The 19,046-nt window shown below is 50.6% G+C and carries 18 protein-coding genes; 11 read left to right on the top strand and 7 right to left on the bottom strand.

The features are described from left to right. Positions 1-25 precede the first annotated feature (25 nt). From ACHZB8_RS17255 to ACHZB8_RS17215, 9 genes are all read left to right on the top strand, one after another. A complete protein-coding gene (locus ACHZB8_RS17255) occupies positions 26-262 on the top strand; it encodes a hypothetical protein (protein WP_090075573.1) in 237 nt (78 codons plus the stop codon). An 81-nt stretch (positions 263-343) separates the two neighbouring features. Continuing rightward, complete coding sequence (locus tag ACHZB8_RS17250; RefSeq protein WP_316862137.1) at positions 344-598, top strand: hypothetical protein; 255 nt, start codon at positions 344-346, stop codon at positions 596-598. A gap of 412 nt (positions 599-1,010) precedes the next feature. Then, entirely contained in the window at positions 1,011-1,277 is a 267-nt protein-coding gene (locus ACHZB8_RS17245; RefSeq protein WP_090075576.1) for a DUF1488 family protein, read from the top strand. A 175-nt stretch (positions 1,278-1,452) separates the two neighbouring features. Then, the gene (locus ACHZB8_RS17240) at positions 1,453-1,803 is read left to right on the top strand and encodes a hypothetical protein (RefSeq protein WP_090075577.1); all 351 of its coding nucleotides are present in this window, start codon (positions 1,453-1,455) and stop codon (positions 1,801-1,803) included. 250 nt (positions 1,804-2,053) lie between these two features. After that, on the top strand, positions 2,054-2,899 hold the full coding sequence (locus ACHZB8_RS17235; RefSeq protein ID WP_316862134.1) for a transglutaminase family protein: 846 nt from the start codon (positions 2,054-2,056) through the stop codon (positions 2,897-2,899). A gap of 53 nt (positions 2,900-2,952) precedes the next feature. Next, complete coding sequence (locus ACHZB8_RS17230) at positions 2,953-3,096, top strand: hypothetical protein (RefSeq protein ID WP_316862132.1); 144 nt, start codon at positions 2,953-2,955, stop codon at positions 3,094-3,096. Positions 3,097-3,361: 265 nt separating this feature from the next. Further along, positions 3,362-4,282, top strand: a complete 921-nt coding sequence (gene hflK / locus ACHZB8_RS17225) for an FtsH protease activity modulator HflK (RefSeq protein WP_316862223.1) — start codon at positions 3,362-3,364, stop codon at positions 4,280-4,282. Beyond that, on the top strand, positions 4,279-5,295 hold the full coding sequence (gene hflC, locus ACHZB8_RS17220) for a protease modulator HflC (RefSeq protein ID WP_316862130.1): 1,017 nt from the start codon (positions 4,279-4,281) through the stop codon (positions 5,293-5,295). Before hflK ends, hflC begins: the two co-directional genes overlap by 4 nt. 161 nt (positions 5,296-5,456) lie before the next feature. Beyond that, the gene (locus ACHZB8_RS17215) at positions 5,457-7,316 is read left to right on the top strand and encodes an SLC13 family permease (protein WP_316862129.1); all 1,860 of its coding nucleotides are present in this window, start codon (positions 5,457-5,459) and stop codon (positions 7,314-7,316) included. A 226-nt stretch (positions 7,317-7,542) separates the two neighbouring features. Here ACHZB8_RS17215 and ACHZB8_RS17210 read toward each other — a convergent pair whose 3' ends face one another. The 4 genes from ACHZB8_RS17210 to ACHZB8_RS17195 all read right to left on the bottom strand — a co-directional run bounded on the left by ACHZB8_RS17210 (position 7,543) and on the right by ACHZB8_RS17195 (position 13,453). Continuing rightward, positions 7,543-9,612 (bottom strand): recombinase family protein, encoded by a 2,070-nt coding sequence (locus ACHZB8_RS17210; RefSeq protein ID WP_316862127.1) that lies wholly within the window; start codon positions 9,610-9,612, stop codon positions 7,543-7,545. Then, positions 9,612-10,283: a hypothetical protein gene (locus tag ACHZB8_RS17205; protein ID WP_316862125.1), complete on the bottom strand. Its 672-nt coding sequence runs from the start codon at positions 10,281-10,283 to the stop codon at positions 9,612-9,614. The genes ACHZB8_RS17210 and ACHZB8_RS17205 overlap by 1 nt, the downstream gene beginning before the upstream one ends. A 575-nt stretch (positions 10,284-10,858) precedes the next feature. Further along, positions 10,859-12,367, bottom strand: coding sequence for an MFS transporter (locus ACHZB8_RS17200; protein ID WP_316862123.1), 1,509 nt, complete (start codon positions 12,365-12,367; stop codon positions 10,859-10,861). 90 nt (positions 12,368-12,457) lie between these two features. Continuing rightward, entirely contained in the window at positions 12,458-13,453 is a 996-nt protein-coding gene (locus ACHZB8_RS17195; protein ID WP_316862122.1) for an aldo/keto reductase, read from the bottom strand. A 547-nt stretch (positions 13,454-14,000) separates the two neighbouring features. On the opposite strand from ACHZB8_RS17195, the gene ACHZB8_RS17190 reads away from it, so the two are divergent. Together ACHZB8_RS17190 and ACHZB8_RS17185 are read left to right on the top strand one after the other, a co-directional pair. Continuing rightward, positions 14,001-14,690 carry a response regulator gene (locus ACHZB8_RS17190; protein WP_316862120.1) on the top strand — a complete coding sequence of 230 codons (690 nt, stop codon included), beginning with the start codon at positions 14,001-14,003 and terminating at the stop codon, positions 14,688-14,690. Continuing rightward, complete coding sequence (locus ACHZB8_RS17185; RefSeq protein WP_316862118.1) at positions 14,687-15,769, top strand: ATP-binding protein; 1,083 nt, start codon at positions 14,687-14,689, stop codon at positions 15,767-15,769. The genes ACHZB8_RS17190 and ACHZB8_RS17185 overlap by 4 nt, the downstream gene beginning before the upstream one ends. Before the next feature lie 873 nt (positions 15,770-16,642). Here ACHZB8_RS17185 and ACHZB8_RS17180 read toward each other — a convergent pair. The 3 genes from ACHZB8_RS17180 to ACHZB8_RS17170 all read right to left on the bottom strand — a co-directional run. Continuing rightward, positions 16,643-18,064 carry an L-fucose/L-arabinose isomerase family protein gene (locus ACHZB8_RS17180; RefSeq protein ID WP_316862117.1) on the bottom strand — a complete coding sequence of 474 codons (1,422 nt, stop codon included), beginning with the start codon at positions 18,062-18,064 and terminating at the stop codon, positions 16,643-16,645. Between the two features lie 81 nt (positions 18,065-18,145). Beyond that, on the bottom strand, positions 18,146-18,460 hold the full coding sequence (rhaM, locus tag ACHZB8_RS17175; RefSeq protein WP_316862115.1) for an L-rhamnose mutarotase: 315 nt from the start codon (positions 18,458-18,460) through the stop codon (positions 18,146-18,148). Positions 18,461-18,472: 12 nt separating this feature from the next. After that, a partial coding sequence (locus tag ACHZB8_RS17170; protein WP_316862113.1) for an L-rhamnose/proton symporter RhaT occupies positions 18,473-19,046 on the bottom strand: 574 nt, incomplete at its 5' end.

The raw sequence follows: 19,046 nt of genomic DNA, 5'->3' as shown, positions 1-19,046 counted from the left end.
GCTCATACTCTGAGGGAATGACCACATGCGAGAGATACAACTCATTGAGGGGATTGCTGCGCTCTCAATTTGCGAGTCGCTTCTTTTGGCGTTGAATGATCAAAAGATCATGACGGAAGCTCAGATCCTTGGGGTTTTGGAAGATGCGGCAGCTGCACATGAGAATGCTATTAAAGACGCTTCTGCCCCCGAAACACATCAACAGATTTTTGAATTGATCAACAAAATCATTGCCGGGGGCAATTCAGTTCGCCACCGCTAGCTAGCGGCAAAGTAACACGACAATCTTTTTGATTCCATGATGTCGAATGCTCTTAAGCTACCTTGACCCGATGAGGACAAAATGAACAATCGCATTACAACATCCATTATTCACTTCGATCATCCATTCCAATTTCCCGGGTCTGGCAAGACCCATCCTGCCGGTGACTACACGCTCATTCGAGAAGACGAGGCAATAGAAGGTATCTCTTGGATGGCATATCGCTGCAAATCGATTTGCATCGATGTTCCGTCTATCGGCACGACCAAAGGGCAAACAGAACGGCATACCGTTGATCAGGACGAACTGACTGCCATGATTGACTGGGATGGGTGATTTATTTGCGGTCCTTGCAGCTAATAATGAGGAATTAAGTCCGAGCTGTCTGACGCTCCAACAGGGTTACAGAAAATAAGGAGAGATTGATGCATAGCATATTAGATAAAAACCGTTTGAGACCCACTCAGACGGCACTGTCTCTTTGGGAGGACGAAGGAGGTGCGATCGAGAAAATGAGCAATATGGACATATGTGCTCGGCACTCTGGGGCCGAGGGATCACGGGACAAAGACAGTGCCATTTCCAAGCCTCCCTCAGAAATAGACAAGGATATGGAAACGAAGAATAGCACGACGTGTACGGCTGCCCAGATGATGTACAGATCGGAAGAAGGATCGCCAAAAGAAACCTCAGACCAGCCTCTTACAACCCCCAATGAAGAGAGAGGCTTTTTCAGCCGCAGCTCATCATGGGCTTAGTCTTTCCAAACCAGACCTGCAACGTTGACGAGGATACAGGGATCATACGATTTTCCGGATATGATGGTCTCATGGAAATCCGCTTTTCCATGACGTTTGAAACACTTGATCATCTTATGAAGGCCCATGACGAAGAGAGACAACCCCATAGGCAAGCCTTTGAAAATCTGAGATCTCGCATTCAGAATGCCGCGATGCGCGCTTATAGCAGGACCAGGAAATCTTTCTACAGATTAGGACTAGATTCGAACTTCTAGACCCGTGTTCAGCTCTTTCGCATTAAAGCTCGATAGGAGGCGAGGTCGCGGCTGGCAAGGGAGCTTGCCAAGCTAAAAATAGTCTAGAGAGGTTAACCTTGATCAGTACCTGTTTTGCAAAGGCGAAGTAACCTGCTCATAGAAAAGCGGTGCTTTGACCGCAGGAGAACCTGACATGAAAACCCCTGAATGGCTCAAACCTGGATTATATGGAGCAGTGATTGGCGCGGTATGCGTTGGTGTTATAGGATTTGCGTGGGGCGGCTGGATGACATCCTCTGGCTCCAACAAAATGGCGATGTCCATGGCTCATGACGATGTGATCGCAGCCCTTGTTCCGGTCTGTGTCGATCAGTCCAACAAAGACCTGAATCGTCAGGCGACCCTCACCAAAATCACGGACGCATCGAGTTACAAGCGACGTGACATTGTTATGGAAAGTGGCTGGGCGACTGTTCCGGGAGCAGAAAAGCCGGACCGTGATTTGGCTCAAGCCTGCCTCATTGCACTTAAGCTCGACAAATAGTCGTTTCAGACACTGGCTGTCTTTCATCTTAACCCGGGATAACCCCATATACTCGGCTCTGCAATCCATTCTGAAGACATCCGGATCGCAAAAGTCGTCTGATGCTTTGCTTGCAGGCGTCATCGCTTTTTCAATTTTGCCTTAAAAAGCATCTACCTCAAAGCCCAAAGGAGTTAGATCCGAAATCTCGCACTTTTAGGCCGTTTCCTTGAGAAACGAGCCGAAGAGACAAATGCCTTGGAGGCACTATATGCGCATCAATCTTGGCAGCCGGCTTCATTTCAGCTTTCCGCAAGACACACCAATGGTTGCTGTTCTGAACGTCCATTATTCACATTTTGGCGACTTGGAACGTCCTGATTTTATGGTTTCCTCACCAAGTGTACCCTTGGAAAGCTATCGTGATGGCTTCGGAAACTGGTGTACCAGATTGATTGCTCCGGCCGGAGACTTCGAACTGACAACAGACGGCATATTCCGTGATAAAGGCGAACCCGATCCAGAGGCCCCTGATGCAGTGCAATTCGAGGTTCAGCATTTGCCTGCCGATACGCTCGTCTATCTATTGGGGAGCCGATATTGCGAAACAGATCTTCTGTCTGAAAAAGCGTGGCAACTCTTTGAGACAACAGCGCCCGGCTGGGCTCGTGTTCAGGCCATATGTGACTTTGTTCACGGCCATGTCTCTTTCGGATATGAACATGCACGGGCGACGCGTACCGCATCAGAAACAATGACGGAACGCAAGGGTGTCTGTCGCGACTTTACCCAACTTGCCATCACACTTTGCCGCTGCCTCAACATACCTGCACGGTATTGTACCGGCTATCTCAGTGACATTGGAGAGCAAGGCCCCTATCCCCCCGGTGATTTTGCCGCATGGATGGAAGTCTATCTCTCTGGCCACTGGTGGATTTTTGATCCGCGCAACAATACCCGGCGCATCGGACGCATTCTGGTCGCGCGCGGACGCGACGCAGCAGACGTTCCTCTGACACAGACATTTGGCAAGAACACCCTGATGAATTTCAGTGTCTGGGCCAATAAAATCCAAGAAAAACAGAGCGTGAAAATTCTCACTCAAGGCCGAAGTTGAAGACCAATCGAGATGAGTTCCAAAATAATTTTACAAACAAAAGGATGAATATGATGTCTTTCAAAGATCTGACAACCCGGGCCGCAGAGGCTGAAAAGACTAAAAAAACAGATGCGATAAAAAAGGGCTCTAAGATCACGCCAATCAATATCGCGCCTCAAAAAGCCGTCCAGAAGCAGCAAAAGCCCAAAGGCTGAGCGCTCACCTTGAAGTGTATGCACGCAGATGACGAGCGCATCACTTCAAAGGCAAAAACTTCTCTGGCCAATGCCATTGTTCATAGATGTTCCGTATAACGACTATCAAGGAAAGCGCATGCCAGATCAAAGCAACGGATCCAACAGTGAAGGGCCATGGAGCCCCAAGAACCGTTCTAACCCAAACAACTTAAACACTTTATTCGGACAGGGACGCTCATCATTTGGAGACATATTCCCCAATGGACCGCCCCCCTTGCGCACGGTGATTATCGCTGGCACCGTGATTCTGGCAGCACTGTTTGCATGGTCTTCTTACTTCACGGTTCCTAGCGACTCGATTGCGGTTGTGCAGCGGTTTGGGAAATATTCTTCCGAAGTCCCCTCGGGTCTCCATTTCAAGCTCCCCTTCGGTATCGACGTCGCAACGATCGTCCCGATCAAGCGGCAGTTGAAACAGGAATTTGGCTTCACCACACCGGGTGCCAACGACGCCTACCAGACCCCGACGGACGGCCGCCTGGAGACAGAAATGGTCACCGGAGATTTGAACGCAGCTCTGGTTGAATGGGTTCTGCAATACCGAATTTCGGATCCGGTCAAGTTTTTGTTTGAGGTGCGCGAGCCTCGGGCAACACTACGCTATGTTTCTGAATCCGTAATGCGTGAGGTTGTCGGAGATCGCACGGTCGATGAAGTTATCACCATCGGAAGACAAGAAATCGAAAGTGAAGCCCTTTTGAAGATGCAGGCACTCTCTTCAAAATATGCAATGGGAATCAGCATCGATCAGGTTCAGCTCAAGAATATCAATCCTCCCGGACCGGTTCAGTCTTCTTTCAACGAGGTGAACCAGGCTCAACAGGAAAAAGAGCGGCTCATAAACGAGGCGCGCCGCGAGTACAACAAAGTTATTCCACTCGCTGAAGGTGAGAAGGATCAGCGGATCCGCGAAGCTGATGGATATCGGCTGAAACGCGTCAATGAAGCCGAGGGAGATGCTGCCCGGTTCACCGCGCTCTATTCCGAATACAAGAAGGCTTCCGAGGTTACCCGCCGTCGGATTTATATCGAAACTATGCAGTCTGTTCTTCCGGGCATCAAGTCCAAGATCGTAGTCGATCAGACGACAGGCAGCATTTTGCCGCTCCTCAATCTCGGCGGACAAAAAGGAAGCCAGCCATGAAAATCACATCCGCAATTCTAGGACTGGTCGCCATCGCTTTGGTCTATGCTATCAGTGGTTCGCTATACACCGTCAGCGAAGTGGAACAGGCCATTGTTACCCAGTTTGGAAAGCCCGTGGGCAAGCCGATTGTCACTGCCGGATTGAAGATCAAAATCCCTTTCATTCAAGAAGTACATCCGATCGACCGGCGGGTTCTTGAATGGGATGGAAGTCCCTCCGATATGCCGACCAAGGACAAGCTCTATATCTCGGTCGACCTCTTTGCACGCTGGCGGATTGTAGAACCTCTTCAGTATTTTCTACGCTTGCGAGATGAGCGCAGTGCCCAGTCTCGCCTTGACGACATTCTCGGTAGTGAGACCCGCAATGCGGTTGCCAAGCATGAGTTAATCGAGATCATTCGAACGACCAAGGATCGGACCCCCTTACGTGACACGCTTCTAACGGACGAAGAACGAGCGCAGGATATTGGCGCACTGGTGCCAATCAGCAAAGGCAGAGCCCTTGTAGAAAGACAGATATTTGAGGCTGCGGCAGAGAAAGTTCGTGTCTTCGGTATTGAGCTTCTCGATATCCGGTTCAAGCGCATTAACTATAACGAAAGCGTGCGGCCGAAAATCTATGATCGTATGATCTCCGAGCGGCGCCAGATCGCTGAACGCTTCCTGTCCGAAGGAAACGGCGAAGCGGCACGAATTCGAGGAAATCGCGTAAGAGATCTAAACAAGATTCAGTCTGAGGCCTATCGAGCGGTTGAGGAGATCCGAGGCGTGGCAGATGCAACAGCGGCTAGTATCTATGCGAAGGCATATAATACCGACCTCCAGACCGTTGAATTCTATGAATTTACCCGGACGCTGCAGGCCTACAAAGACATTATTTCCGGAGAAACAACTCTCGTTCTTTCAACAGACAGTGACCTATTCAAGTTCATCAGAACAATGAAAGCGGCTACTCCTTCGGAGACAGCCCCCGATGGGGTTTTGGGAACAAAGAGGCAAGATCAATAGCGACGAGAGCTTCAGTTCAACAGTCATTTGCCTGTCAGATGTGGCATCTCCGTTCTTGAAGACAATGTCCAGAGTTGCAAGGCATCCAACTTGGATCAGCAGAAAAAGGTTCGGTTTGTATCTCTTCAAATGAGCGGACTGCTATCGGCTCGGAGGGCCTCGTGTATCCAGAAATGTCTAGTCTTGCAGCGGGAAGCTTCCACATTTGGATGACATATGCGTTGGTGATTGTCGCGATCCTTGGGTTTGCGATTGATCGCATTAAAGTTGAAATAACGGCTCTCGTCCTTTTGGTTGCCTTGTTGCTGCTGTTTGAACTCATTCCGTTGAGAAGTCCTGACGGAAAAATCCTTCTGGATACCAAAGACCTATTGGTGGGATTTGCAAACCCCGCCCTGATTGCCGTTCTGGCGTTGCTTGTTCTTGGCAATGGTTTGTGGAGAGCCGGGGCGTTGGACTGGGTAATTAAACAGTTGTTCCAAAGAACGGGTAAAAGCTACAAGGGCGCCATTTTCATTTGTTTTGTCGCTGTTTTCATAGCCAGTCCTTTCGTCAATAACACGCCGGTCGTCGTGATCTTCATTCCGATTCTTGAAACAATCGTTCAGCGGTTTTCTAAATCACCGAGCAGCGTCATGATGTCATTGTCTTTCATCGCCATTCTCGCGGGCATGACGACATTGGTTGGGTCTTCCACCAACCTGCTTGTGTCCGGAACCATGGTGGAACTGGGACAAAAGCCACTTGAATTCTTCGGGTTCTTTGTTCCGGGCCTTGTTCTTGCCAGTGTTGGCCTCATGTATCTCTGGGTTGCCACCCCCTATTTGCTTCCAAGGAGATCTTCGCCCGCCCAACGTTTCATGTCAGGTAATCATCGAAGATTCATCACACAGTTTACAGTCGGAAATGAAACAAAGCTGATCGGAGCACGGATCTGCTTCAATCTCTTGAGCATTCGAGGGGCACGCCTCATTCTTGTGCTAAGAGGAGAGCAGCGCCTCGTCCCGCCTTATCAAGACCTCGAAATCCACGAAGGCGACACCCTTATCGTAATGGGAACTCACGATGCTTTAGCTGAAGCCCAAACAAAATTCCCAAAGCTGATTTTTGCAACATCGGGCAAGAGGGGTCATACTTCGAGTAGAGAAGAAAAGGCTTTGCTTGCAAACGATCAAGTTGTCGTCGAGATCATGGTCGCGCCAGGCTCACAACTCGTTGGTCAGTCGATTGAAGAGGCAAACTTTCGCTCCCGCTATGGCTGTCTTGTCCTCGGGGTTGAGCAGCATTCTCGAATAACCCGCATTCTGACAGGACGAACTCTTCTGGAAGGTGATGTCCTGGTAGTACAAGGTGACCGTGAAGTTGTGGAACGCATGCGAAAACACTCCGGAGTTGTCGTTCTGGATGGGACGGCACGTCCCCTGCCGGGAGCTCAAGCGGCAAAGATGGCGGGAGCAATTTTTGTCGGCGTCGTCCTTCTCAGCGTGTCCGGTTTCCTACCAATCGCAGCAGCTGCAGTCTTCGGTGTTATGCTCATGCTCCTGACCGGAGTGCTGACACTCGAACAAGCCGTGAACGCTCTAGATCGGCAGATTTACTTGATGGTGGGAGCCTCATTGGCTCTTGGCTTGGCCATGCTAAAAAGCGGCGCAGCCGCTTATCTTGCTGATGGTGTTATCGGATTGATTGGAAATGCCGGGCCTGCCGTTATCCTTTCGATGTTGTTTCTCCTGATAGCTATTCTCACGAATGTGCTATCCAACAACGCGACAGCAATCTTGTTCACACCAGTATCCATAGAGTTGGCAACTGGACTAGATGCAGATCCAATGCCATTCGCATTGGCCGTTTTGTTTGGAGCAAACTGTTCATTCGCAACGCCCATAGGCTACCAGACTAATCTACTTGTTATGGGGCCGGGATATTATCGTTTTAGCGATTTTGCGCGTGTGGGATTGCCACTAATTGTCATTTTATGGGCAACCTTCAGTATATTCATGCCATGGTACTATGGATTTTAAACTATCGCAGTCAGGATGAGCATTCACTCCATCCGATTTTAATGACATTCAACATTCTGCAGTGAGCCCCAAGTTTGGACCGCCGGGAATTATATTTTTCCGGCTTTCATCACAGTGACGGGCTGGTTACGCCACCGGGATTATGCAGAGCAATCGGAACGTTGTATCCGATTGCTGAATGAGGCCGATCCTCATTGTACAATCCTGTCCCATAACGCCCATCTCTCTATGTTATTGATGTAAATAAGTTTTGTTGATCTGCTATGTGTCCTGCGGGGTGGTTTTCCTTGTTTTTGACCCTTTCAGCGATAGCTTGACCCGTAGGTTTGTCTAAATCAGAGCGTTCAAAAATCCATGGACCGTCAGGAAGAGGATGTAAGGCAGCTATTTCTCCGGCCAAGACTGCCCGCTTGAGCGTTTTCTGACTTATGTTCAAATATTTTGCTGCATTGGTCAGATTAAGCCAAGGCTCCATACCATTCTGCGCGGCGTGGAATGCCGGGATTTTTCGGTGTGAGCGCAATGCGCACACACGCTCCCGTGTCCAGCGATTGCCGTTTCCGGTGAGTAGCCCATTTCTATTTAATAGGCCTGCGATCAGATCGTCTTTGGCGATCAAAGTGAGCTGTTTGACAGCTTCAACGGTTTCCTGTGGCGTGCTATTGCGTTGCCCGCGTCGCCTTTTAGGAAGGCGAAGTTCGGTATGGGCTCCCCCCACCCAGTGGATGACGAGAACAATCTCTACAGTATCATCGTCAATATCGGCGACAACCTCATGAATGACAGTGCGCACGATGCGTTTTTTAAGCCGAGCGTCTGTGGTTGGTGCATTCCAGATAGCTTGCAGGTCATCGGCCAACCCCGCGAAGGAGACGGGTGAGTTATTCTGCGTAGTTTCTATATTTGCGTCATGGACAGAAACCTGCTTTTCGATTTCGGCTTGCCGGATGAGCGCAGTATTCCATCTCTTTTCCAGCTCACCAGCGACCAGTCGGTTCTCTGGATCTATGGCGTTATATTGCCGAAAGGCTCTATCGACTTCATAGTGTGCGGCCTCCAGATCCCGACACAAGGCTTCACGAACTTGATCCCTCCTCTCTTTGGCTTCCATTCGGGCTTTCAACGCAGCTTCGAGTGCCCCAGGTTCGACAACCTGTAACAAAGTTTGCTCGATTGCATCGTCAACACGCAGGCCGCCGAAAGCAATGCATTTGGGGTCACCATTGTCGAGCTGTCCGCGACAACAGGAATAACGCGGAATGTTGTGCTTGGTGCCGGAATAGCGAGCAGATAGTTTACGACCGCAGCGCCGGCAACGTACTATGCCTGCCAGCACGGCATTGCCATGCTTGGCGGCACCATGATGTTTGCTTGATGGCACGTTCTCACTCACCATTTTACGTATTGCCTCTGCCTGCTCCCAGGTAACATATCCCTCATGAGTGCCGGGCATGAGCGCGAGCCATTCATCGCGCGGTCGATGTTCATGCTTCATCTGCATGCCAAAGCCATTATAGCCTGCCACAGCTTTTGTTTTACCATAGGCATATGCTCCACCGTAGGCAGGATTTGTAATCATGCGGTGGATTGTTTGGTAATAAGGTCTGCGCCAAATAGTCTGGCCATCTTGCTGCTTGGCTGGCAACTCAAGTCCATGTTCGAGGAACCAGAGCAATGCTTGTCGAGCGCTGCCCAGTTCCAAGACTTTGTCGAACACCAATTTGATGGCCTCTTGGACCCTTCTGTCGGGATCTTTCTCTAGGCGATCTCCAGCCTTCACAAACCCAACGGGTGCAGAGACAATTAATTCTCCCCGTTTTGCTTTTGCATAGCGAGCAGCCAGTGACCGTTGTCGCAGAAGATCAAGCTCATATTCGTTGAGCGATCCTTTTAAGCCAAGCAGTAGGCGATCATTGCTTTGACGAGGCGCATAGATGGTCTCCTGATCAACCAATACGGTATCAACAACGCGACACATCTCGATCAATTGTTGCCAGTCCCGGCTATTACGAGCAAACCGGGACACTTCACGAGCAGCAACGGCTCCAACTTTGCCAAGGCATACTTCCGCAACCATGCGATCAAAGCCAGCCCGTTCCGCGCTGCCTGAGGCGGAACGGCCAAGGTCGTCATCAATCACTTCTATATGCGACCAGCCCAATTGGCTGACACGGTCTCGCATTGCATATTGAAGCGTGCTGCTTTCTCTATTGTGTAGAACCTGGTGAACTGAGGACTGGCGTACATAAACGATTGCTTTGCGTTCCAGATGATGATGCTCAATCTTCTCAGACATTACCGCTCTCCTTCTCCAAGAGTGGAATGTCCTGGCCAATGCTTGCTTTTGACGCGTGATTGGCTCCGTGTTCCATCATCATTCGCGCCATTAATCTGGTTATTTTGGTGCGCGTCTCCTGCGGCAGCGTTTGCCAGTGCGGCGTCTGAGGGTGGTACGGTCCCTCCAATGGACTGAATAGATTTAACTGTTGCTCGGGGCTTGGTTGAAATCGACGCATTATCACCTCCCTGATTCTGATCACCAGACATAAAGTCTGCGCTCAAACCATGGGCACTCGAAGACAAATCGAGTTCACTGGCCTTGGCAATCTGGGCAAGAAGAAAATGTAGCGCTGATAAACCAGACACATCGACACGTGGGTAATGGCATACTTGAACCGACAAACAAGTCTGCCGATCGAACATCCAAAGGGGAATCTCGAGTGCGATATTGGACGTATCACCGACCTGGTGACATCGAGCAATTTGAATACCCGCCTTGTTTACGATCTTTTCGATCAGGACTTCTTGCCCGGACCAGGCATGATATTCATAAAGCACGCGCCGTTGTGTGGTCTTATGGGTTTTGTTAAACCCGGTTGTACAATACCGAACGGCCTCATTCCGCGCTTGATCGGCGAACCCCGGACGAAGCATACTGGGACGGTAGCGGAGAGCAAAAAGCAGCATGAAACCTAAACCCGATACACCTTAGAAACGCTGCAAACCTGTCCAAAAAACCGGGACCACCTCACATTTACGTACTCCCACTCTTCCTAACTCGTTATACAGCTGCAAATTGGCATTTCAAGAGATTGCGTTATAGGGAGTGACCAAATGAAACGAAGAAGCACATTGTAGATCCCAGCGAACTCTTAAATTCTGACGTTTTGAGTTCTGAGCGATGATCGCGCTCTGAGATTTTTTGAATGGCCGCTTCGGTTGGTAACATCTGAGATCTCGCATCTTCGGCAAATGGCTGCTTCCCGCCCAATTTTCGAATTGGTCCGCTGACCAACTCTCCATTCCCGCGTCGTCCTTCTCGTTCGATCGAGCTTGATCCCCCCCCTCTCCTACTAAAACCGGAAAATTCCAAAAACCCCCTCCCAAAATACCCCTGCCAAAAACGGTCGTTTTCGTGAACTCCAAAAACGGATGAGTTTTGGAACTTTTGGTGGCGGTTGAAAGCGGGTATACGGGCGTTGCGACGAAACATCAGTCTGTCCGCAAATGTGATTGAGATGGTAAATGAAGCTAGGAGCATGCTACACAACTCCCTTTCTGTTGCCCTTAACGATTGCAACAATCAAAAGTAGAACAGCCATCACGACAGCGGCAAGTGCAAGGCTGGCATTGACACCATTGAGATAGGCGGCTTTGGCTGTCGTGATTAACACTCTTCCTGCATCGGGAGGCAGATGGGCGGCGGCCCCGATCACTTCCTCCATGCTTTTTTGCGCAGCCCGAGGCAAGACGGGCAATGCTGTTGCGGACAGAGTGCTACTGTAGATATGGCCCACTACGCTACCCATTACTGCCACCCCGAGTGTGCCGCCCAACTCATAGGCGATGGATTCGATTGCACCAGCCATTCCTGCCTTGTCATTGGGGGCGCTGATCATGATGGCTGTGGACGCTGTTGCCATGGCTCCGCCCGCGGCAAAGCCAATGAGTGCCAAAGTGGTCAGTTCTAGCCACGGTAGCGACATATGCCCGCCAAAGCAGTATAGAACGGTGCCAGAAACCCCTAGAGCACATGTCGCGATCATCATCCGTTCTATCCCAAAGCTCATCATGACCCTGCCAGCTCCCAACCCGCTGAAGAAGGAGGCAATGGCAATCGGAAGCAGATAGATACCGGCATTGAGCGGCGAGAAGCCCCTGACCAGCTGCAATTCCTGGCTTACGACGTATTGCATTCCCATCAGAGCGAAAGTGGCAAGAACCGCAATGCAGGCCCCGGCAGAAAAGCGAGCATTTCTGAACAGCGTAAAATCGACCAGCGGAGAGGGCACACGCGCCTGACGTCGTAAAAATAAAAAGCCAAAAAGGCAGCCGAGAGCAAACGCCACTGCAACATGGTTCCAGATGGCCTCAGCCTTGAGCGCTCCCTTGATCGCAAAAAGTAGACCAATTAGGCTAATCATCAAATAAAGAGACGTCAACAGATCCCAATGCCTGTCTTTGTTGGCTGGCAAATGAGGTATTTTTGTCAGCGTCAGAACCATCGTCAAAAGAGCGATTGGAAGATTGATGAGGAAAACCGATCCCCACCAGAAATGATTGAGCAAAAGCCCGCCGACGATTGGCCCGAGGGCAGCACATCCCGACCAAACGCCACCCCAGATTCCGATCGCGGTTGCCCTTTGGTTATCTTCGGCAAAAATGAGCCGGACAATGGAGATAGTGGCAGGAAGGATCATTGCAGCCCCAATGGCGAGAGCCCCTCTCAACATAATGAGCAAGTTGGTTGTTGGTGCGAAAGCTGCTGCCAGTGATGCAATGCTGAACAGGGCAAGGCCGATCAACAGGAGTGTTCTGTGACCAATCCTGTCTGACAAGGCGCCAAATCCCGGTAATAGTCCGGCCATAACGAGGCTGTAGGTGTTGACCATCCAAAGTTTGTCAGCATTGGTCGCGCCTAGCTCTGTGGTCAGGCGTGGCAGGGCCACATTCAATACTGTCATGTCGATGCCAATGGGCAGCAGGGCCAGTGAAATGACAGCAAGCCCTGTCCAGGGATTGGCCGCATTGAGAGAGGTTGGATTATTCATTGCTGTGTCATCTTGAACAAGTGGGCACTAAGTGTCGAGAATTCGTCTAGGAGAATTCTAGCCTACTTCGAAGGAATTTGGGGCGCATAGCTATCTACCGGTTAAGTCAAGGGCTGCAGGTGAAAAACGCTCTCCGGGAAGATAGAATGAATCCGCGACCTCGCTTAGTTTGACCCAAATTTCAGAGTTAAGGTTCAGAACCGATGCCCCAATATTTTCTTGTAAACGGTATCGCTTCGTCGTCCCAGGGATTGGAACAATCCAATCTTTTTGCGCGAGAAGCCAGCCGACTGCAATTTGTGCCGGTGTTGCATTGACTTGCTTTGCAATTTTTTGAATATGCTCGACCAGTTTCAGATTTTGCGCTCTGTTCTCTATAGCAAAGCGAGGCGATGAATTACGATAGTCATGTTTTTTAAATGTGGTCTGGGCGGTAATCGAGCCGGTAAGAAATCCTGCGCCCAGAGGACTGAATGGAACAAAGCCAATCCCGAGTTCCTCACAAACTGGCAGAATTTCTTCGTCAGGTGCTTGCCACCAAAGTGAATACTCACTTTGCAGAGCGGTGACAGGAGTTTCAGCATGCGCCTTTCGAATGCTCGAAATGCCCGCCTCAGAGAGGCCAAAATACAGGACCTTCCCTTCATCGATCAGTTCTCCGATTGTACCCGCAACATCCTGCATTGGAACATGAGGATCCACTCGGTGTTGATATAGCAAGTCAATTCTGTCGGTTTTCAAGCGTTTCAAACATAGCTCCACCGCAGAACAAATGTGTCTTGGGTCGCTATTCACTTTGACCTGACGTTCGCCGGCTGCAGCATTGAACTCAAAACCAACCTTGGTTGCGACAACCACCTCATCCCGAAATGGGGCCAGAGCCTTTCCAACAATCTCTTCATTGATAAAAGGGCCATAGGCTTCGGCTGTATCAAAAAAAGTGATCCCATCCTCGTAGGCGTTGCGCAGAAAAATGATCGCGTCACGCTCATCAAGTGCAGTATTGTAGCCCTGAGTGATGCCCATGCATCCGAGGCCGATTGTTGATACCTCGAGGCCACTATTTCCCAATTTTCTGGTTTCCATTCCTCGAAACTCTCACATATGTTACATAGTTTTTGTTCGTTTGGTGTCGTTAAACCCGGTGCCCTGCAATCTAGTTTTACTGTTTTTCTTCAGATAATCTCCGTATTGAGCGCACGGCTGTTGGTATCGAACTGCTAACCATCAGATATTGGGAAGCCTGCAGATCTGATCGGCTCTTCAGATCGATCGACAGGTAGGCACATCTATCAGGAAAACTGATCACCCTCTGATGCATGGCCAATTTGAGTCATACCGGATACTAGCGCCATTCTTTCGTCTTCTTTCAGCAGGATCCCTGCCGTACCGGAGCAAAGCAAGGCTCTGGTACGGCAGGGCGTGCTTGTTTGGGGACGCCAAGCACTGAGTTGTTCCCTTCTCTCCTTGCGGGTTTCTATTCATCCTCTGGCTGATTTGATGGAGGTATCTCCCTCTTGTGTTCGGATATCGTGGAGATAACGTGGAGATATGATGGAGAAACACAAAGTTTCTCGACGGATGGCGCAGTCCATGGCAAGAAGAGGAAGATCAAACAAGGATTATTCCTGCCATGAACTCTCTCATCCTAATTGTAGAAGATGACCCGGAAATCGGAGAAATACTCAACGCTTATTTAATGCGAGAGGGCTTCCGAACCGTGAAGGTTGTGGATGGAAGAGCTGCGCTGGAACTTCATCTGGCCTTGAAGCCCGATCTTCTCCTTTTGGACATCAACATTCCGCGACTTGATGGATGGGAGGTTCTCTCGGAAGTCCGCCGACGTGGAAACACTCCTGTGATGATCATTACTGCACTTGATCAGGATGTTGACCGTCTTCAGGGGCTGAGAATTGGCGCGGACGATTTTATCGTCAAGCCGTTTAATCCGGTGGAGGTGGTGGCACGGGCCAAGGCCATTCTGCGGCGTGCCGGAATGGTAGCTTCGGATGGTATTCTGCGCATCGGAATGCTTGCTATAGATCTTGATAGCTATCAGGTAAAAGTGGAACGCAGAGGAGATCCCGTCGCGATTGCATTAACATTAACCGAGTTTAGGTTGCTCGCCCACATGGCTAAAACGCCCACGAAAGTTTTCTCTCGCAGTGAATTGGTGGACGCATGCCTTTCAGACGACAATGCCCTTGATCGTACTGTTGATAGTCATGTCAGCAATCTGCGTAAAAAACTGCACAAGGCAGGCATTGATGGCATACTACCCGGTGTCCGAGGTGTAGGGTACCGCCTGACAGACAAGCCATGATTAACAACCTAGAACTTGGAAGCCTCATATTCAGAACCATGGTGGTTGTGACGCTAATTGCAACATTCACCCTGTTTGCAAGCTTTTATGTCACTTACGCTGTGGTATCGCATCTATTTCCAGAACTGATCAATAACGAAAGCATAATGCCAAGCAGCCCAGATCTATTTGCTTTGGTAATATCACTCTTTGTGACCTTGCTGGTTGCAGGGGGTATGGCTGTGAAACTAGCCCGCACGGTGTTAGTCCCACTGAACTCGCTTGCTTTTAGCGCCGACAGAATAGCGGGCGGAGATCTATCTTCTCGCGCAGACGCGGGCGATCGAACTCTAGATGAGATTTCCCAATTGATCGATGATTTCAATGTTATGGCCGCCAGACTCGAACAGATGGCTCAAGACCGCGCCCGCTGGAACGCAGCCATTGCCCATGAACTGAGAACGCCACTGACAGTTCTGAAAGGGCGACTTCATGGCCTTGCAGACGGCGTGTTCAGTCCGGACGAAACTGTGCTTCGAAGCTTGCTCGATCAGACTGAAACTCTTGTGCGGTTGGTCAATGATTTGCGCGTGGTCACCCTGACGGAAGCTGGTCATATCGACCTCAAGCCTGAGCGCTTTGATCTTGCCGATGTCATTAGATCTGAAGTAGCGCTGATAACCCCGGCCTTCAGCGATGCGGGCCACACCATTCGCCTCACCCTCTGGGAAGGTCGCATCACGGCAGATGCGACGCGGTTGCAACAAATGTTGCTAGCTTTGCTGGACAATGCCCTTCGTCATGCCGCTCCGGGAGAAATTGAAATTTCCACCGCGACAGACGGACAGAATATCATCATGAGCGTAAAGGATTCCGGCCCCGGATTACCCGACGATTTCATCAAGCATGCATTCGTTCCTTTCTTGCGGGCAGACCTGTCCCGATCAGCAAGCCGCGAAGGATCTGGTCTGGGCCTGTCTGTTGTCAGGGCAATAGCCGAAAGCCATGGCGGTAGCGCCAGCTGCCACAATGCCCCGGAAGGCGGTGCGGTCTTTTCGGTCACGCTCCCTCTGAAAAGAAACCAGAAAGCTATTCAATAGCAGAAAATCTCAATGCCATAGCTGCAGATTCAATCGAATACGGCTCTCGGAGATAATGGGATGATCTTCCTATCCCTTCGTCTCAGTTTAAATTGCTTCAATTTTTCAGAAAGGCGATGCATCTCATTATTATTGCTTTTACAGCCATTTTAACGGACTACGACCTCCATGAACAATTGCAAAAGCAAACAGTCCTTTGGATTCGGGATCATGTATATCCTTATATTTTCCCTCAATGAGAACGCGCGCTATTGCGCTCTCATTTGTGGCTGTTCTGCAGCAAGTTCGATTTTATCAACCATCCGATTTAGAAGAGTGTCGACGTCTATTGAGTAACCTTGCCCACTGGTCATGCGTTCGTCGTACACTTGCTCTCGATGAGCAATCTCAAAGCGTCTCAGTTCTTGTATTTACTCCCATAGACGCAGAGCATCCCTGACCGGTTCAAACCATATAGGACCTGCCCAAACATATTTGGGCGACAGCGGTCGTTTCTGGTCGATAGTCCTTCCTGCCGTGCTTCCAAACATGTTTGGCGGGATCACAATCGACAAATTGAAGGTAGGTATGGATGTTTCCTTCTTACATTTCCCTCCAACCCACCATCCAGTTAATGGGATCTGATAATGATCAGATATTAGGGTTCCAGTAATTGATGCTGGAATGGCTTGAAAACCGTTTGGTTGTTAAGGGACAACAAATGTAGCACTTCGATCGAAACGCAGTAATTTTCTTAACCAGATTGTCAGAGGGTGGACAGGGGAGCACGTCAGGGAAATTATATTGCTGTTGAAGTGCGGAGGGGGAATCGGAAAGCAACACCTCTCCCCCCCCCCTTTGGTATCAGAGCACTTGATGACGGGCTGGGGTTAGTTAGCAGACCCGATTTACGACAAGACCGAGAAGTTTTGCTATCGCTTCGATCTCGGCTCCCTTATGGCCGACACCGATAGCACAATGGTGTGCCGGGCCGCCAAGGCTCCAGTTTTTCGTGAAGGCCTTCGCCCCGATGGGGAAGCTGTAGTTGGAATTGGTATTGCCGATATCCAGCACATCACCCGCAACAGACTGTCCTTGAGCATATTGCAGAACCACTTCGCCGGTGCGCTTTTCCACCACGGACAGGAAGGTGACTGGTCCGTTGGCAACAGACATCTGGATGGAAACGCCCTTGCCCGGCTTGCCGTGATAGACCGGCAGTTCGACCAGCTTGACCTCTCCTTCTGCGATCTTTGGATGGGCCGGACCATCGTGGCCCCACTGCACAAGATCATCGTCGAAATTCATGCCATAGGGTTCGGAGAAAGAACCGCCAGCACCAAGCAGGCTCATGATCTTCATTGCCAGAACATTCTTGATTTCGCCCTCACCTGCGATCGGCACATCGCGGGCCGTCAGCAGGGTGTTGCCCAGAATGACCGAAGTGATGATATTCTCCTCCGGTGAAGCCGGACGGCCCTCGTAATAATAGGCCATGGCGCCAAGACCATGTTCCTCAACCAGCCGATCAAGCGCGCAGGAAGTGACGACGGCTCGATCCACTTCGGCTGGATCGCAGCTATCTTCTACCTTCATGACCGCATGCAGCTCATCAAACTTGGCTTTTTTCTGCTCTGGCGTGACGGCGTTGCGATATTCGAGCAATTCGCACATCTCCAGAATATCGAAGCGGATACCAAGGCGGGAAGACAGGTTGGTGACATCCGAATAGGTGTCATACATGCCCTGAAAATTGTGCCCCAGAATGCCGACATTGGTGATGCCAAGGGTCTTTACCGTCTTGAGCGCGGTGATGTAGGCGTAGATTTCGTTCCAGCTTGCTTCATCATCAAGATAGCCCACCACCATTTCGTAAGGAATGGCCGCACGATTGAAGACATTGGCCAGTTCCGGCGCTGTACAGGCCTGACAATGGGCGAGCCATTGACCGGTGCGGATGCCGCGGTCTTCCACGCTATTGATTTCATTGACCGGCACTCGGGTTTGCGGCTGCAAGGCAAGAACGAGAACCGGTTTGCCGATATGTTGGACCAGCGGCAGGATGGAGCCGCTTTTCGCGTAGGTTGTGATATAGAGCACAAGGGCATCGACGGAAGCATCGCGAAACTTTTCTTCGACGCCTTCGCTCATTTCCACGCTGTCAACCAGACCGCCATTGACGATTTCCACGCCGGATTTGGCGATATTCTGGCCGACCTGATCAAGATAGCCTTCCAGTTGTGTCTTGAGGCCGTCAAACTGGGGCCAGTAGGTATCAAGGCCAATGCCGAATACGCCTAGCTTGAGGTTTGTCATGTGAAATTCTCCAGATAATTGAGTGCTTTGCTATAAGCCGAGACGGTCTCACTGTCGCGACCGCCTCTTTGGCGCGGAGCCTTAGGCCAGATAGAAGACCTCTTTGAGAGGGACGCAGACCGGCGAGTCGTCGGGGTTGGTTTCCATGATGTCCGCCATATAGCTCCACCATTTCTGCACGATTTCTTCTGCCCCGAGATCGGCAGCACCAGCCTCGCCGGAGACCTTCTGAACCGCGAACAACTCATTGGTTGTTGCGTCGAAATAGATGGCATAGTCGGAAATGCCCGCGTCCTTGAGAAGCTTGACCAGCTCCGGCCAGATTTCTGCGTGGCGGCGCTGATATTCCTTGGCGACATCGCCGATCAGCTTCATCTTGAATGCTTCACGTTTCATGAGATCCTCCTCCTAGTTGGCCGCAATGCCGATAACGATGGTGGAGCAGATGATGACCCCCATGCCGGCATACTGGACACGTCGGGTAAGCGCGCTGCTGCCCACCCATTCCTTCATCAGGAAGCCGAACAGGCCGCCGCAGAAGACGAGCAATGACATATGCAGGGTCCAGCTGATGAAGCCGAGATTCGAGCCGACCATCTGAACATGACCCCAACCGTAGAAGAAGAACTGCAGGTACCAGATCACGCCACCAGCCATGGATAGAAGCGCATTGCGAACGAGACCGCTGCGGTCATTGCGGATTTTCTGGACCGTGTTGTTCTGGCGGGCTTTGTAGATGCAATAGATGGCGTTGGTGGTGAAACCGCCCAGCATGATGATGACATAGCTTGGCATGATCTGGTAAAGCGGATCGACACCCAGCTCGATTGCAAGATCCTGCATCGGTTGGCCTGCCTCGATGGCGAAAGCCATGAAGGCGCTCAGAACACCACAAATAACGGCGATGATGATCCCCTTCTGGAGATTGAATTCATCGCTTTTCTCACCGGTCTCTGCTTCTTTGCGGCGTCCGGCCTGTGAG

The organism is uncultured Cohaesibacter sp. (assembly GCF_963556055.3).
Lineage (GTDB): Bacteria > Pseudomonadota > Alphaproteobacteria > Rhizobiales > Cohaesibacteraceae > Cohaesibacter.
The sequence above is the reverse complement of the archived record's forward strand: the minus strand, read 5'-3'. Positions and strand labels throughout refer to the sequence as shown.

Excerpts from the sequence above, each read along its gene's own strand:
- ACHZB8_RS17245 (WP_090075576.1), top strand. The coding sequence starts at position 1,011 with ATGGGCTTAGTCTTTCCAAACCAGACCTGCAACGTTGACGAGGATACA.
- rhaM (WP_316862115.1), bottom strand. The coding sequence starts at position 18,460 with ATGAAACGTGAAGCATTCAAGATGAAGCTGATCGGCGATGTCGCCAAG.
- ACHZB8_RS17190 (WP_316862120.1), top strand. The coding sequence starts at position 14,001 with ATGAACTCTCTCATCCTAATTGTAGAAGATGACCCGGAAATCGGAGAA.
- ACHZB8_RS17250 (WP_316862137.1), top strand. The coding sequence starts at position 344 with ATGAACAATCGCATTACAACATCCATTATTCACTTCGATCATCCATTC.
- ACHZB8_RS17200 (WP_316862123.1), bottom strand. The coding sequence starts at position 12,367 with ATGAATAATCCAACCTCTCTCAATGCGGCCAATCCCTGGACAGGGCTT.
- ACHZB8_RS17235 (WP_316862134.1), top strand. The coding sequence starts at position 2,054 with ATGCGCATCAATCTTGGCAGCCGGCTTCATTTCAGCTTTCCGCAAGAC.
- ACHZB8_RS17240 (WP_090075577.1), top strand. The coding sequence starts at position 1,453 with ATGAAAACCCCTGAATGGCTCAAACCTGGATTATATGGAGCAGTGATT.
- hflC (WP_316862130.1), top strand. The coding sequence starts at position 4,279 with ATGAAAATCACATCCGCAATTCTAGGACTGGTCGCCATCGCTTTGGTC.
- ACHZB8_RS17180 (WP_316862117.1), bottom strand. The coding sequence starts at position 18,064 with ATGACAAACCTCAAGCTAGGCGTATTCGGCATTGGCCTTGATACCTAC.
- ACHZB8_RS17185 (WP_316862118.1), top strand. The coding sequence starts at position 14,687 with ATGATTAACAACCTAGAACTTGGAAGCCTCATATTCAGAACCATGGTG.
- ACHZB8_RS17205 (WP_316862125.1), bottom strand. The coding sequence starts at position 10,283 with ATGCTGCTTTTTGCTCTCCGCTACCGTCCCAGTATGCTTCGTCCGGGG.
- ACHZB8_RS17195 (WP_316862122.1), bottom strand. The coding sequence starts at position 13,453 with ATGGAAACCAGAAAATTGGGAAATAGTGGCCTCGAGGTATCAACAATC.
- ACHZB8_RS17230 (WP_316862132.1), top strand. The coding sequence starts at position 2,953 with ATGTCTTTCAAAGATCTGACAACCCGGGCCGCAGAGGCTGAAAAGACT.
- ACHZB8_RS17255 (WP_090075573.1), top strand. The coding sequence starts at position 26 with ATGCGAGAGATACAACTCATTGAGGGGATTGCTGCGCTCTCAATTTGC.
- ACHZB8_RS17210 (WP_316862127.1), bottom strand. The coding sequence starts at position 9,612 with ATGTCTGAGAAGATTGAGCATCATCATCTGGAACGCAAAGCAATCGTT.